The 14,726-nt window shown below is 36.8% G+C and carries 12 protein-coding genes; 7 read left to right on the plus strand and 5 right to left on the minus strand.

What is annotated here, in order from left to right; all coding sequences use genetic code 11:
* Positions 1-290: 290 nt before the first annotated feature.
* On the minus strand, positions 291-1,421 hold the full coding sequence (locus tag BT999_RS07265; RefSeq protein WP_072697125.1) for an isocitrate/isopropylmalate dehydrogenase family protein: 1,131 nt from the start codon (positions 1,419-1,421) through the stop codon (positions 291-293).
* Between the two features lie 585 nt (positions 1,422-2,006).
* Between BT999_RS07265 and BT999_RS07270 the strand changes: the two genes are divergently transcribed.
* The 6 genes from BT999_RS07270 (at position 2,007) to BT999_RS07295 (ending at position 9,662) form a co-directional block, all read left to right on the plus strand.
* Positions 2,007-3,743, plus strand: a complete 1,737-nt coding sequence (locus BT999_RS07270; protein WP_072697126.1) for a YeiH family protein — start codon at positions 2,007-2,009, stop codon at positions 3,741-3,743.
* A 238-nt stretch (positions 3,744-3,981) separates the two neighbouring features.
* Positions 3,982-4,275 carry a hypothetical protein gene (locus BT999_RS07275; RefSeq protein ID WP_072697127.1) on the plus strand — a complete coding sequence of 98 codons (294 nt, stop codon included), beginning with the start codon at positions 3,982-3,984 and terminating at the stop codon, positions 4,273-4,275.
* Positions 4,276-4,284: 9 nt separating this feature from the next.
* Positions 4,285-5,718 (plus strand): methylenetetrahydrofolate--tRNA-(uracil(54)-C(5))-methyltransferase (FADH(2)-oxidizing) TrmFO, encoded by a 1,434-nt coding sequence (gene trmFO, locus BT999_RS07280; RefSeq protein WP_084650636.1) that lies wholly within the window; start codon positions 4,285-4,287, stop codon positions 5,716-5,718.
* A gap of 73 nt (positions 5,719-5,791) precedes the next feature.
* Positions 5,792-6,514, plus strand: coding sequence for an LPS export ABC transporter ATP-binding protein (lptB, locus tag BT999_RS07285; RefSeq protein WP_072697128.1), 723 nt, complete (start codon positions 5,792-5,794; stop codon positions 6,512-6,514).
* A 136-nt stretch (positions 6,515-6,650) separates the two neighbouring features.
* Positions 6,651-7,031, plus strand: a complete 381-nt coding sequence (locus tag BT999_RS07290) for a response regulator (RefSeq protein WP_072697129.1) — start codon at positions 6,651-6,653, stop codon at positions 7,029-7,031.
* 51 nt (positions 7,032-7,082) lie between these two features.
* Complete coding sequence (locus tag BT999_RS07295; RefSeq protein ID WP_072697130.1) at positions 7,083-9,662, plus strand: PEP/pyruvate-binding domain-containing protein; 2,580 nt, start codon at positions 7,083-7,085, stop codon at positions 9,660-9,662.
* A gap of 18 nt (positions 9,663-9,680) precedes the next feature.
* Here the strand turns inward: BT999_RS07295 and BT999_RS07300 are convergent, their stop codons facing one another.
* Positions 9,681-10,145, minus strand: coding sequence for an EVE domain-containing protein (locus BT999_RS07300; protein ID WP_072697131.1), 465 nt, complete (start codon positions 10,143-10,145; stop codon positions 9,681-9,683).
* Between the two features lie 295 nt (positions 10,146-10,440).
* Between BT999_RS07300 and panB the strand changes: the two genes are divergently transcribed.
* Positions 10,441-11,304: a 3-methyl-2-oxobutanoate hydroxymethyltransferase gene (gene panB / locus BT999_RS07305; RefSeq protein ID WP_072697132.1), complete on the plus strand. Its 864-nt coding sequence runs from the start codon at positions 10,441-10,443 to the stop codon at positions 11,302-11,304.
* 461 nt (positions 11,305-11,765) lie between these two features.
* Here the strand turns inward: panB and BT999_RS07315 are convergent, their stop codons facing one another.
* The 3 genes from BT999_RS07315 to BT999_RS07325 all read right to left on the minus strand — a co-directional run bounded on the left by BT999_RS07315 (position 11,766) and on the right by BT999_RS07325 (position 14,715).
* On the minus strand, positions 11,766-12,512 hold the full coding sequence (locus BT999_RS07315) for a hypothetical protein (protein ID WP_072697134.1): 747 nt from the start codon (positions 12,510-12,512) through the stop codon (positions 11,766-11,768).
* Between the two features lie 2 nt (positions 12,513-12,514).
* The gene (locus BT999_RS07320) at positions 12,515-13,765 is read right to left on the minus strand and encodes a sulfite exporter TauE/SafE family protein (protein ID WP_072697135.1); all 1,251 of its coding nucleotides are present in this window, start codon (positions 13,763-13,765) and stop codon (positions 12,515-12,517) included.
* A 509-nt stretch (positions 13,766-14,274) separates the two neighbouring features.
* Positions 14,275-14,715 carry a bacteriohemerythrin gene (locus BT999_RS07325; protein WP_072697136.1) on the minus strand — a complete coding sequence of 147 codons (441 nt, stop codon included), beginning with the start codon at positions 14,713-14,715 and terminating at the stop codon, positions 14,275-14,277.
* Between the last annotated feature and the right edge of the window lie 11 nt (positions 14,716-14,726).

A 14,726-nucleotide genomic window follows, 5' to 3' on the forward strand; every position in this document is an offset into this window, starting at 1 on the left:
TTTTATTATAGGTATATGAGGGGACTCAAAGAGGTTTATTTCGTGGGAGCGTTAGTTTGTTTAATAAAGTTATAATAAAAATGTAATTTTATTATTTATAAGGATATGAGGCGACTCAAAGAGGTTTATTTCATCGGATCGTTCGAGTTTTCAATGTTAGTTTTAATATTAGAAATCAAACAAACAAAAAAATCCCCATGTAGCAACAACATCACTACAGGGGGATTTTTATCTATAACCTATTTATAAATTTAACTATTACATTAATTCAATATAATAATTCAATATCATTATTTAATGCGAGCTAAAACCATATCACCAACATTACTGCAACTTGCTGAACCACCAAATTCAATAGGCATTTGCGGAAGTTTAGCATCAGCAAGATAAGCTTTAACAGCATCTTCAATCACAGCGGCGGCTTTGTCTTCGCCAACATGTTGAAGCATCATTGCGGCTGAAAGTATCGCTGCGATTGGGTTTGCTTTGCCAGTGCCTGCGATATCAGGAGCAGAACCGTGAATTGGTTCAAACATAGATAAACCGTCACCGATATTACCTGCGGCAGCAACGCCAAGACCGCCAGCCAAACCGGCAAGCAAGTCGCTAACGATATCTCCAAATAAGTTAGGACAAATCATAACGCCCCAGCCTTGTGGCTTGCGAGCCAAGTGGTAACAAAGAGCATCAACGTTAACAACGCTTAAAGTTAAATCAGGGTATTCTTTAGCGACTACTTCTTTGGTAACTTCGTCTAAAAATCCGTAAATATGAGGGACAGCGTTACTTTTGCTTACTAAAGCAACATTTTTTTCGCCACGTTTTTTAGCTAGTTCACAACCAAAACGAGTTACTCTTTCAATACCCGGGCGAGAAATAGCACCAAGCTGAATAGCCATTTCAATATCTTGATCAAGTTTTACATCAAGAGTCGCATTAAAATCATACAAAGCACGTTTTGCATGTAAAGGCACTTGGAAGTTTTTACGTCCTCGTCCGCCTATACCCATATAAAAATCTTCAGTGTTTTCACGTACAACCACACAATTAATTTGCTCACCCTTTGGCAAGGCAATTGGTAGCGGAACGTTAGGGAAAGAAACAGCCGGGCGTAAGTTAATATATTGGTCAAAATGAAAACGCAGGGCAAGTAAAATTCCTTGTTCCAAAACGCCTGGCTTTACTTTTGGGTCGCCAACAGCACCAAGCATCATAGCCGAACAATCAGCCATTTCGGTTAAAGCACTCTGACTCAACAATTCGCCTGTTTTTAAATAGTGAGTAGCACCATAAGGAAACTCAACCCATTTTAAACTAAATCCGTAATCAGAAGATACCTTTGCCAAAACTTTGTGTGCTTCAGCACTAACCTCAGGCCCGATACCATCACCCGGCAAATAAGCAATATTATACTGTTTCATCGAACTATCCCTCTGCGTTTTTATTTTATTCATGATTCTTTTATCCACGATAAAAAACAGCCGTTACAATAAAACGTAATATCTTACTAGTCAATCAGGAAAGCACAAAAAATCAAATTCGTTAATAAAAAAACAAAAATTGTTAAGTTTATGACGCTAAGTTATTACAATAACAAGTTTATAGAGACGGTAAATACTCCGCTGTTAAGTCCGCTGTTAAATTCATTGTTAAGTCCATTGCAAAACTGCGTTTTGTGTTCTTTTGTCAACATTTTACGCTTTGTACATACAGAGCATAAAATGTTTTAATTCACAAAAGCTACTAATTTTATGGGGAAATTAATTTTTACCTGTGTTTCGGGAATTACCCCGAAGCCCCACAAGTTTCTCAAGATTCACTGGCAGGCAAAGCCCGCTCAGTGGGCTTTATTTATAAATTCGTGTTTTTTGGAGTGTCTTACTAAAGGAAATTACTTTTTTATTTACAACAAAGAACAATTATGCTTTAATAAAATAATTGTGATTTTTATCACTTAATTGGTAGAAAAAATTTGGTGTAACTAATAAACTTTGGGGGATTTATCTATGAAAAAAAGCAGCGATGTCGTTATTGATAAAGCAAAATCAAGCTGGACAGACTTGTGGACAAAAGAAGATTACTGGGCTATTTGGTTAGGCTCGGTTATTTTGATAGTAGCATTCTTTGCGTTTGCTTCATCTTCGACACAAGAAGAGCTAAACGAGAAAATAGCCCCGTATCAAGCTATTTTAAAAGCAGAAGGTGAAAAGCCTTTTAAAAGCATAGCTTGGTTTGCGGCACAAGAGAAAAAAAACACCTTTACTGCCAGTAAAAATGAATTAGGTAAATTGTTTAAACATTATCTTACAACTCCCCACGGTTGGACAAGCAATATCGTTGATTCTTTTTTGATGTCTGAAGAAGCGATCGCTGCAAAAAATATTGCCAATCAGGAAAAGTATACAAAAGCACAAGCTAAAACTGCACAAACTCTTGAGGTTGCAAAACAAGCCGAAGCTGTTGCCACCGCCGCCGAATTTAAAGATGTCAATCTGAACAGGGTTGCCGGAGAGACCGCTCTTGTTTGGAACAAGGCTGTACAAGCGGAAACTAAAGCAAAAACCGCCGCTAGCACAAAACCGTTTAATTTGTTTTTCTCGCTCTCTGTTTTAGGGATAATCTTAGCCGGATTTTTCTCGGTCGGTATGTTCTTTATGGGCAAGCCCGTTCCTAAATTTATTGTGGGATTTTTGTTTATCTTTGTTATTGCCGTACTTGCTCAAAGTATAGGTAATCAATCTCAGATGAAATATTATGGAATCGGTGGTGAAGCTTGGGCGATTATAATAGGAATGGTGATTGCCAACACTGTCGGAACTCCAAAATTTGTTAAACCTGCTCTTGAAGTTGAATATTATATTAAAACCGGTTTGGTTTTACTTGGTGCTGAAGTATTAATGAGTAAAATTTTGGCAATCGGTATTCCGGGTATTTTTGTTGCTTGGGTCGTAACGCCTATAGTTTTAGTTTGTACTTATATTTTTGGACAAAAAGTTTTAAAAATGGAGTCTAAAACTCTTAATATCGTAATTTCGGCTGATATGTCTGTTTGCGGAACTTCGGCCGCTATTGCTACCGCCGCCGCTTGTCGTGCTAAAAAAGAAGAGTTAACTTTATCAATAGGTCTTTCTCTGCTTTTTACAGCGATTATGATGATTGTTATGCCTATGTTTATTAAAGCAATGGGTATGCCCCAAGTTCTTGGTGGTGCATGGATTGGCGGAACAGTTGACTCAACAGGAGCCGTTACCGCCGCCGGAGCTTTTTTAGGTGATACAGCAATGGCAGTAGCCGCCACGATTAAAATGATCCAAAACGTTTTAATTGGTGTAACGGCATTTTGTGTGGCAATTTATTGGGCAACAAAAGTAGACCGTGTTGAAGGACAAAAAGTTAGCCCTATGGAAATTTGGCACCGCTTTCCTAAGTTTGTTTTAGGATTTTTGGCTGCTTCTATTATCTTTTCAGCCCTCAGCGCCGAACTTGGAAAAGATCTTGCCAAGGCAGTTGTTGACGAGGGTGTTATTAAAGGTCTTTCCAGTCCGCTTCGTGGTTGGTTCTTTGTTATAGCCTTTACAACTATCGGTTTGGCGACTAACTTCCGTGAACTGGCAAAATATTTTAAAGGTGCTAAGCCTATTATTCTTTACGTTTGTGGACAAAGCTTTAACCTTTGTCTTACCCTGTTAATGGCTTGGATTATGTTTTATAAAGTGTTTCCTGAAATCACAGCCACATTATAAAAACGTTTTTAACAAAAAAAATAATAAGGTCGCAGTATTTATATGCTGTGGCCTTATTATTTTGTAACAATAATTTAAAATTTATACTTTTCTTATTTTTGTGATAAATTTTTTTAGCTGATTAGTTTAGCTTGTGAAATTTGATTATTTCAATTAAACTTAAAAACTGACAATTTTGTTTCTATCGATAAGATTTTTTTACTTTTTAACAACTTGCCTTTAATAAATTATAAATAAAATGAAAACACAAAAAACATATTTTGGAATTGTTAAATTATTGATTGTTCTCGCTTGTTTTTGGGGATTTTTTTATATTATTTCTCCAATGTTGGTTAATGCAATACCGGCGTTAAAACATTACGGCGAAGTGCAAGACTTTTATGAGGTCCATAGCGGGCGTATGTATTACACCGATTTGAATACTTCTCAATTAACTGAAATGTATATTGATAATTCAATAAAATATTCTGTGGGTTTACAAAAAGCTCAAAATAAACCCGCTAATCAAACATCAACTTTACCTATCAATTAAATAAAAATTATGCCTATAAATTCAAACGAGATACCTGTGCTTTTAGATTTGCCACCTTCTTTACAAGCTTTTATTAACCAAGCCAAAGTTTTTTACAATAAACTTGCTTCCGATTCACCTCAAAATGTTGCTGTTATCGGCGGTGGATTAGCCGGTTCGGAAGTTGCCTTTAGTTTAGCTTTATCAGGGCACAAAGTCAGTTTGTTTGAAATGAAACCAAATAAATACTCGCCGGCACATACTAGCTCTGATTTTGCCGAGCTTGTTTGTTCAAATTCTTTTCGTTCGGCTGATCATACAAATGCTATAGGCTTATTAAAGCTTGAACTTAAAGAATTAAACAGTCTGACTATGGCGGTTGCCGAAGAAACCAAAGTTCCCGCCGGAAAAGCCTTGGCGGTTGATCGAGAACTTTTTAGTAAATATATCACTGCAATTTTAGAACAAACTCCAAATTTAACAATTATTAGAGAAGAAGTTTGTCATCTAGATTTAAACCTCGCCCCCTTAAAAGGCTTTGATAAAGTTGTTTTAAGCACAGGCCCGCTTAGTTCAGAACCTATCACAGAGGCCTTGGCGAAATTAACGGGACAAGATTCACTTTATTTTTATGATGCTATTGCTCCAATTATTAGTGCGGAATCTGTTGACCGCAGTATTGTTTTTGCCGGCTCAAGGTATAACCCCGAAGAAGAAGATTATTTAAACTGCCCTTTTACCAAAGAAGAATACGAAGTTTTTTATCAGGCTTTAATTAACGGTGAAACCGTTGGTGCAAAAGATTTTGAGAAGGAAATTCACTTTGAAGGTTGTATGCCAATTGAAGCCCTCGCCGCCAGAGGTGAAAAAACTTTACTGTTTGGAACCATGAAACCGGTTGGTTTTGAAGACCCCAGAACGGGAAGAAGACCTTTTGCCCTTTTACAATTAAGACCGGAAAACAGAAATAAAGAAACTTATAACTTAGTAGGCTTTCAAACTAAACTGTTATATAAAGAACAAGAGCGTATTTTCCGCCTTGTTCCGGGTTTGGCTAATGCCGAATTTATTAGGCATGGCAGTATGCACCGCAATACTTATGTGAATGCTCCAAAGACATTAAATGCTGACCTTTCTTTAAAAGCAAATCCAAAAATCCATCTCGCTGGGCAAATAACCGGAGTCGAAGGTTATCTTGAATCTGCGGCAAACGGTCTTTGGCTCGGCTTTTATCTGGCTAACAATTTAAGCGGAAAAAATTTAAGTCCACTTCCGGAAACTAGTGTTTTAGGTTCTTTAATGAACCATTTGCAAAGAGAGACAAAAAATTTTCAACCCTCTAATGTTCAATATGGTTTAATGCCCGAACTTCACATTAAAGCCAAAAAGAAAAGCCGCAAAGAGCTTTATGCTCAAAGAACAAGAGAAGCTTTTGAAGAGTGGCTTAGTACACTGCCACAATAAGACAATCTTTATAGTATAAAGCAAATATAATTTTTTCAGCAAATTAATATCTCATGATTAAGGAACTCTAGCCATGTCGCAATTAAAAGCAGAAGCACTTTGTAAACACTTTGCGGAACGCCAAGTTGTGCGGAATGTATCTTTAAACGTTAGCGAAGGTGAAGTTGTTGGTTTATTGGGACCAAACGGAGCGGGAAAAACTACAACCTTCCATATGCTTGTCGGGTTACAAAAACCTACTAGCGGAAAGGTGTTTTTAGATGACCGCAATATCAGTCTTTATCCTCTTTATAAAAGGGCGAGAATAGGAATTTCCTACCTGCCTCAAGAAAGCTCTGTTTTCCGCCAGTTAAGTGCTAAAGATAACTTAAAGATTATCTTGGAACACACGGGAATTTCACGCAACGAACAAGAAAAGCAAGCGAATAAGTTACTCGAAGAGTTCCATATTTCGCATATTGCAAATACTTTAGCAGGACACCTTTCAGGCGGAGAAAGAAGGCGTTTGGAAGTGGCTCGTGCTTTAATTCGTTCACCTAAATTTATATTGCTTGATGAACCCTTTGCGGGAATAGACCCTTTGGCGATTGATGATTTGCAAATTTTAATTCGTAATTTGCAAACTCGGAATATCGGCGTTTTGATTTCTGATCATAACGTTAGAGAAACACTAAGAATTTGTGATCGTGCTTATCTTATGTATGAAGGCCAAGTAATCTTAAACGGTACTCCCGATTATATCGTTAACGACGAAAAGGCAAAACGCGTTTATCTTGGTGAGTCGTTTAGTCTATAAATACATAATTATTTAATTTATCAAAGTTTTTTCTTAAGATTGCATTTTTAAGAATTTCACTTTATTATAATGTGTTAAGGCTATATTTATATACTCATAGTCTTTTATATATTCATATTTTGCCGAGGAGTGAAAAATGCCACAACTTAAAGTTCTGATCGTAGATGATGAGGTTGAAGTCGCCGAAGTATTGACTTTAAGACTTCAAAGAAAAAATATGACGGTTTTTAATGTGGCTGATGGTTTATCTTGTTTAACTTTTTTAAAAGAAAATGCTGTTGATGTGATATTACTAGACGTAAAAATGCCAAATATGAACGGTTTTGAAGTTTTGGGGAAAGTAAGTGCTTTATATCCTAATATTGCCGTGATTATGCTTTCCGGTTTGGCTGATCCCGAAGTTTCAACAGAGGCTCTCGGTATGGGGGTTTTTTCTTATGAATTAAAACCCGTTGATTTAGAATCGCTTTGTAATAAAATAGAAGACGCGGTTAAACAGAAACGCTTAGAAAATTAAATAAAATTTCTGTTTAACTTTTATCGTTATTCAACAAATAAAGGCAAAATAATGGGTTTGTTTTCATTTTTAAAAAAAATATTTTCTCAAAAAAAAACACCAGCTATAGAAGCAGTTAAAGACGAACAAAAATTTGCCGCACGCTTCCACCGTTTTAAACTGTTTTTAAATGCCCACCTTGAAATTTCTTCTGTTGCAATGGAACTTGAAGAAAGGCTTTGTAATAATGCTCCGTATGGAATGCCTTTTATTCGAAGCTGTGCCTCGCGTCTTTCAAGTTCGGTAATGCAATGTTTAATTCATCTTAACGCCTTATCAAAAGATCGCTATAAAAAACTTAATCAACCCTTTGATGTCTTAAAGATCGAAGTACAAAATATTCTAAAAAGTGCTGTTATCGTTGTAGAAGGCCCTTTTTTATTAAGCCTTGACGAGATAACGGAAGCTCATTCAGACAAGGCAATGCCACTTGTTAATCCTGATTTGACAAATATGGCAAAAATAGCCAAGGACGAACCTGAATTATTTACAAAAGGTTTTGTTTTAACCTCCGCGGCGTGGCAAAGTTTTATGGCGTTTAATGACCTTCAAAGCGAAATAGACCGTACAATTCAAATATCAAGAGACGATTTACAATTATATGAAGCTGCTTGTGCCTCGATTAAAGATCGAATGGCGGCGGCTCCTTTACCGCCCGAGATAGAAGAAGCCATAGAGCGTGAACTTTCGGAAGTTTATCACAGCCTGGCGGCACCGGGTCAAGCCTTGTTGGTGCAATGTCGCCCTGTTTTGCAAGAGCATAACGCACTTTTCCTTCCCGAACAGCTAATCGCTTATACCCCTGACCTTGAAACAGCGAAAAAAGCTTGTATTAACGCCTTTAAAACAGCGATGAGCTTTGCCTTTCGTCCACAATCTTCGGCTTATCGTTTAAAACGAGGAATAAGACATAGGGGTATGCCCTTTTGTGTAATTTTTCGCCGTATAGATACGGAATCAGCTAGAGGCGATATTGTAATTCGCCCCAATATTTCAGAAAAAACACAAATTACCATACATATAAAACGTAGTTTCACCGAAATAGGGAAAAATAAAGATACAAAAATAATTAAAGATACTGAAGGGTTATCTATAGATTTGCAAAAATCGCTGTTAGAAGCCGGGGAAAAAATATCTCACTATTTAACTGAAGACAGCGTAGCTTTTTGGGCATTATCACGCACGGGGCAAGTTAGTTTTCTGTCTTTTTCAAGTTGTATTAAACCGGAAGAATTAAGCCCTCACCTTAATCAGGTTATTCCCCAGCCGGCGTGGGATACTTTAAATTCAAGCCCATATCCCGGAATAGGTCGGGCATGGGGATTTGGCAACAGCAAAAGAGTAGGGAGGCAGGTCAACTTTAAAGATATTACCGCTAAAGCCGTTTTGGTTAGAAATATCACAGACGCAATAAACTTTCCGCTTGGGGCTATTTTAGTAATGGAAAGGGCGGCACAGCAATGGTCGTTTATGTTGGAGTTTGCCTCAGCGGTTATCGTAAAACAAGCCTCGCCAAACGGATATTTCTCCGCTATGGCAAGATTGTTACAAAAACCTTTATTTATTTGCGACGAAGAGCCAAGTTTGTTTGATGCAATTTTATCCCTTAATGAAATGCCCTATTTGCATATTGATTTTGAACAAGAGTTGGTTCAAGAAATCGTTTTGAGTGCCGAAGAGGCGGAAAGTGTTGTTGAATATCTAATGATTCCAAATAGCCCGATGCATGAATTGGCGATTAGTCTTGGTGCTTTGGCGTTGCCCGTTCATCTTCCGCTTGACCCTGATAACCCTGATTTTACCGTTGCTAACTGCAAAAGTTATATAGATATTTCTTTGTATGTTAGAGCAAAAATCATGCAGGAAATGTTACGCTATGGCACAGACCGCAAAAGTTCGTATAATACCGCTAAACAATTAACGACTTATGTACCTAAACAATTTTGGGTTGTTGACTTAAACGATGGATTTAAAGAACAAATTAAAGGGCAATATGTAAATATTAATCAAATAGTTTCAAAGCCCTTACATGCCCTCTGGGAAGGGATAGAAGCCGTTCCTTGGGACGGTCCTCCGCCTGTTAGTGCTAAAGGGTTAATGTCGATTGTTTTTGAAGCAACAATTAACCCCAACCTTGATCCGGCACAACAATCTTCAGTTTATACCGAAAAAAATTATTTCATGATTACCAAAGATTATTGCAATATGAGTAGTCGTTTTGGTTTTCATTACCTTTCTCTTGATGCTTTGGTTGGCAACAGAGAAAAAGAAAATTTTGTTATTTTTCAGTTTCGTGGCGGGGCAACCAACAAAGAACGCCGTATTATGCGTGTGCATTTTATCGCCGATCTTTTAACGCCTTTTGGCTTTAACTGTGATTTGAGTGCTGATTCTTTAACCGCTCGTATTGAAGGCGGAACAGTTGAACAGCTTTTACCTAAGCTTAGAGTCGTTGGCTATTTGGTTATGCACACCAGACAGCTTGATATTATTATGGGCAACAGTATAGCCTTAACCGAAAAACGCTTGAAAATGCTTAGTCATATGGAACTTATCGAAAAAGGAGAACAGGTTATTACTGAAACAGCTTAAAGCGTATAAATTTTAGCTTTAACTAGTTATTAGCTTTAAAATAAACTCAAACTCATTTTTTTGCACAGGCATTACCGATAACCGGCTACCTTTTTTTAAAAGTTCCATTCCGCTTAGTTCGGAATAACTTCTTAAGATACTTAAAGAAATTGGCGTTTTGAATTTATCGACAAATTTTAAATCAACAAGATACCAACGTGGATTATCAGGTTGTGATTTTGGATCACAGTGAGGGTCGTTCATATCCCACTGCGTCGGGTCAGGATACGCTTTTGAACAAACTTCCGCCAAACCGACAATGCCGGGGTTGGTTACGCTATGATAAAAAAAGACTTGATCGCCGATTTTCATCATATCACGCATGAAATTACGGGCTTGATAATTGCGTACTCCGCTCCAAGCTGTTGTTTGGTTTGGCTCTTTTATTAAGTCATCAATAGAGTAGCAATTTGCTTCACTTTTTACTAACCAATATTGTAACATTTTTACCTCGCTTGTTTTTTCTGTAAACTGAGTGATTTTTGTGTATTAAGATATTTTATGCGGTTGTGCAAACAAAGCATAGCAAACAAAACATAAAATGATGAACAAAAACGCAAAACTGAGTTTTCAATAGCTTTTTACTGCAATATTAATATTCTTGCTTTTTAGTGGATAATAAGTCAAGTTTATTAACAGGATTTAGTTTATAAAAATAACATAGGCAAAAAACAAGAAACTAATCGGTTACTTTCTGATAAAAAATATATTAAAACAATAAGATAGCGGAGCTACCCTTATGAGTACTCATACACCACAAAAACTTATCACCAGCTATGATATACGCCAAAGTAAAGGCAAAAAAAAGTTAAGCGTATTAACTGCTTATGATTATACAAGTGCAATGATTTTTGACTCTGCCGGTGTGGATATTCTTTTGGTCGGTGATTCTTTGGGTATGGTTGTTTTAGGCAGGAGCGATACCTTATCGGTTACCGTTGATGATATTATACGGCATTCATCTGCGGTGGCAAGGGGTACAAAACACAGCTTGATTGTGGCGGATATGCCATTTATGTCTTATGAAATCAGTGTTGAAGAGGCTCTTAAAAACTCGGCTCGAATAATGGTCGAAGGTCAAGCCAAGGCGGTTAAGGTTGAAGGAGCCGGAAGAGTTTTGCCTCAAGTAAAAGCTATGGTAGAAGCCGGTATTCCGGTTATGGGACATATAGGCTTAACCCCCCAACGGCTCGCTACTTTAGGAGGGTTTAAAGTTCAGGGGAAGTCGGCGGAAACTGCCTTGTTACTAATAAAAGAAGCTATAGCTCTTCAAGATGCCGGTTGTTTTTCTATTGTATTGGAAGCGATTCCCGAAGCCTTAGCAACAAGAATCACAAATATTCTCAAGATTCCAACAATTGGAATTGGAGCAGGGGCGGGTTGCGACGGGCAAGTTTTGGTTTCGCATGACCTTTTGGGGTTATATTCCGATTTTACGCCAAAATTTGTCAAACGTTATGCTAACTTGGCTTCATGTATGAAAAATGCGGTTGAAGAATATTGCAAAGAGGTTGAAAGCGGAACTTTTCCGACAAAAGAACATAGCTTTAATATGCCGGAAGAAGAAATAAGAGAGTTAGATAAGTTGTTAAAAAATAAATAGTTGTAAATAAGTTTCTATATCTTAAAAACTAATATATTTTAACTAATTAACTAATCTTATAAATTATATGAGACTATTGCACAATCGTCTCATAGTGGCTTTCGCTAAAAAGGCTATCCAAAAAACACGAATAAGGACACTAGGCTGGCTTTGCCTGCCAGTGGGCTTTGGGGCTTCGGGGGTGAAACCCTCGAAATATAAGGACACTAGGCTGGCTTTGCCTGCCAGTGGGCTTTGGGGCTGACACAAAGGGAAAATTTAATTTTCCTGTAAAATAAGTGGTTTTTGTGTTTTAAAACGTTTGATACTATGTGCATACAGAGCATCAAATGATAATAAAAGCGGTCTTTATACGCTAATAAACTCAAAGTTTTTATAAGTGCAATAAACAAAAAACGCCCCCTATAAAAAGAGGCGTTTTTTATTATAAATTAAACCTATTAAACAGAATAATAAATCAATTAAACTTCTTGTTTTACAGCTGCTTTTTTCATGGTTAAGCCTACACCTTCAAATAAATCAAAGATAGCAAAGCCATACCACATTGTATAAACAACATAAAACACTAATAAGAACACCAACATAGGGATATTGTCCGCCACTCGACCAGACGGAATGTCAAAGAAGTTATGTGCCGGCTCTATAGCACGACGTACAACAGCATCAATAACTTGAGCTTCCGCAACAAGTTTCTGTGCCTGCATTGGGCGAATCATTCCGCTTAGCATTTCATGCCAAGTTCTACTAATTGTTGTATGGTCTACGCCATTCCAACGCTGAGAAACGGCTTTTCCGTTATTTTGGAACAAGTCTTCAGAATCAGTAGTCGCAGCGAGTGCAATTTTATGTAAAGAACCAGTTATAGAGACTACGAAGCCTTTTTCATCTTTATCTTTTAATAAAGCGGTTGCACCAAGTTCATTTAACATTTTAACCGCAAGATTCGCTCTGTCTTCATTTTTCATATGGATAGTTAAATCAATATTGGTATTAGAAAGACCAGCATTTACTCTTTCGATAACATTAGGAATAAAATAAGATGATCCTTTAGAAAGCTTATTAAAAAAATCATCAGCAAAGTTTAAAGGATTTTCATACTTGCCACCGTCCATAGGGATAATGGGCATAAATAGCGAAACAAAGATAGCCATAAAGCTAACAAGTAAAGTAGCACCTTTAATGAATTTAGATTTATCTCTGATAATCATGACTAACCCTCCGCTCTGAGTTTGCCGATATTTACAATGAACTTGCCTATAACCCAGATACCAAAGACACTAACAATAATCCAGAAAATTATATTACCAACAAATTCAAAGCCGTTTACAAAAGCGAGTGGTAAATTGACCATTTCAAGCTCTACCATTTTTTTAGGTAGGGTAGCAAGACGGTTAATAAAACCGGCTAAAATAGAAATAGCATAAAAACCACGAATATGAATTCCTTTAACAACTTTAGTAGTTAAAGCACCAACTTGAATGCCAAGCAAGGATCCAACAAGCATACCCATAGCTAAAGTATAAAATACAAAGCCATAAATAGCATACTGTGCAATAGCGGCTAAACCGGCGGTAAAGATAATTTGAAGAATATCAGTACCAACAGTAGTCATAGAAGAAACACCAAAAACATATACAAACATAGGGAAGGTAATAAAACCACCACCAACACCCATGATTGATGCTAAAATACCAACAAAACAACCACCGGCTGCAACAATCCAGCCAGAGATGTTTCTACCACCAGGGACTAAATCTTCATCAAAGTTAATCATTGGAGGAATTTTAACATTTTGAACCTTAACACTCATAGAAGTGCTTTCAGTAGGTCCACCGTGAGCATCTCCGCCACCGGCATTGCCTTTAGAGCTTTTTAAGAAGTCAGCTAGAGCATAAAAACCTAAAAAACCAAGCAATAAAGCATAAAGAGCACTAATAAATAATTCGGACAACAAAGGGTCTTTATTATAAAGAGCTATGTTAATACCACCACCGATAAAAGTTCCAACTCCGGAACCACATAAAAAAGCGATAGCTAAAGGAACGCTAACGTTACCTAGTTTTTTGTGAACAGTAGTACCCATAATGGCTTTGGCAAAAATATGGAACAAGTCTGTTCCAACCGCTAAAATACCTTTAACTCCAAGAGCCATAAGAGCCGGAGTAATAATAAATCCACCACCTGCTCCGATACAACCTGTGATTAATCCCGCAATTAAGCCAACAAAAATCGAACCAAAAAATATGGTATCAGAATAAAATGCCGGTCCAAAAGCTGTCTTACCACCAATCATATCATTCGCATTCGCAAATGAAAATAAGATAATAGGTAAAAGCATTAAGCCAAGAATCATTAATTTCTTACGGCTTTTAATAATAGACATTGAAACTTCATAATCCCACTTTGCGTGAGCGATCGAAGCCTCTTTTAAAAACTGAAACACCTTGCGTCCAAAACTCATAAACCCTCCTTAGAAAGGTAGCATGTTTTTAAAATAGTTCTATCCAGTTATATAGCATACTTACTAAAATGCACACTTTTAACACAAAACACAGATTTTTGGGGTTTATTACTCTCAACACATAAGAGCATCTACTACACTGCTTGTGTTTTTTTGTACAAGCAGAAAAGCGTAGTATATTTACTTCATTCTTGATTTATCTAACAGAATACACAAACAAATTCAAGAAATATTAATTATCAATAAATACAGATTGTTATCTTGAAAATTAGAAGTCAAGGGAGCATTTATGTAACAAAAATGATAGTTTTATTGATAATTGTGTTAGGCTTTGTAAAAAAACTCTCTTACAAAATAATCTAAAAAAACACCATGTAGCTCTGATTTAAGCAAGATTAAATTTTCTTAAGTTTTTAACAAAAAGGTAATAATGAAATAGCTAGTTATTTTTTATCCAATCAAAACAACGGATCAGGAAAAAGCATTAAATTCGTCAAGAAAGAATGATGTTAAAGACATTGTTTAGGTTCATGTCCAAAATATTCTTTAAGATGAGCAACATAACATGGGTCTGCTTTACAAATATGTTGAGTCCAATAATCTCTTAAAAAGACCATGAAATTTTCGGCGGCTACAGTATATACGCCAGAGTCAATAAGTTCTTGCATTCTGGCTCTTAGTTCTTTTGCAAATTTTGCATGCGAATTAGCGTGTTCTTCTGCGTAGCGATACTTTGTTTGAATAAGTAAGTCTTCTTCGGTTTTTGAATGTAGTGCGATATAACGACTCACGGCATTCATGATTAAAACAATCATGGCCTCAGCTTTTTTAGTGCTGATAAAATAAAATAAGGTGTTAATTAAACTGGCGATTCCCCTATGCTGTTCGTCAATGATCCCTATTCCTAGCTCCCATTGTTCTGACCAGATTATCATTAGTTTTTGCGGCATACCCCCCCCTC

Source organism: Desulfovibrio litoralis DSM 11393, from assembly GCF_900143255.1.
Classification (GTDB): Bacteria; Desulfobacterota; Desulfovibrionia; order Desulfovibrionales; family Desulfovibrionaceae; genus Frigididesulfovibrio_A; species Frigididesulfovibrio_A litoralis.

Coding starts and splice junctions, on each gene's coding strand:
- trmFO (WP_084650636.1), top strand. CDS start 4,285: ATGCCTATAAATTCAAACGAGATACCTGTGCTTTTAGATTTGCCACCT.
- BT999_RS07295 (WP_072697130.1), top strand. CDS start 7,083: ATGGGTTTGTTTTCATTTTTAAAAAAAATATTTTCTCAAAAAAAAACA.
- BT999_RS07300 (WP_072697131.1), bottom strand. CDS start 10,145: ATGTTACAATATTGGTTAGTAAAAAGTGAAGCAAATTGCTACTCTATT.
- BT999_RS07270 (WP_072697126.1), top strand. CDS start 2,007: ATGAAAAAAAGCAGCGATGTCGTTATTGATAAAGCAAAATCAAGCTGG.
- lptB (WP_072697128.1), top strand. CDS start 5,792: ATGTCGCAATTAAAAGCAGAAGCACTTTGTAAACACTTTGCGGAACGC.
- BT999_RS07325 (WP_072697136.1), bottom strand. CDS start 14,715: ATGCCGCAAAAACTAATGATAATCTGGTCAGAACAATGGGAGCTAGGA.
- BT999_RS07315 (WP_072697134.1), bottom strand. CDS start 12,512: ATGATTATCAGAGATAAATCTAAATTCATTAAAGGTGCTACTTTACTT.
- BT999_RS07275 (WP_072697127.1), top strand. CDS start 3,982: ATGAAAACACAAAAAACATATTTTGGAATTGTTAAATTATTGATTGTT.
- BT999_RS07265 (WP_072697125.1), bottom strand. CDS start 1,421: ATGAAACAGTATAATATTGCTTATTTGCCGGGTGATGGTATCGGGCCT.
- BT999_RS07290 (WP_072697129.1), top strand. CDS start 6,651: ATGCCACAACTTAAAGTTCTGATCGTAGATGATGAGGTTGAAGTCGCC.
- BT999_RS07320 (WP_072697135.1), bottom strand. CDS start 13,765: ATGAGTTTTGGACGCAAGGTGTTTCAGTTTTTAAAAGAGGCTTCGATC.
- panB (WP_072697132.1), top strand. CDS start 10,441: ATGAGTACTCATACACCACAAAAACTTATCACCAGCTATGATATACGC.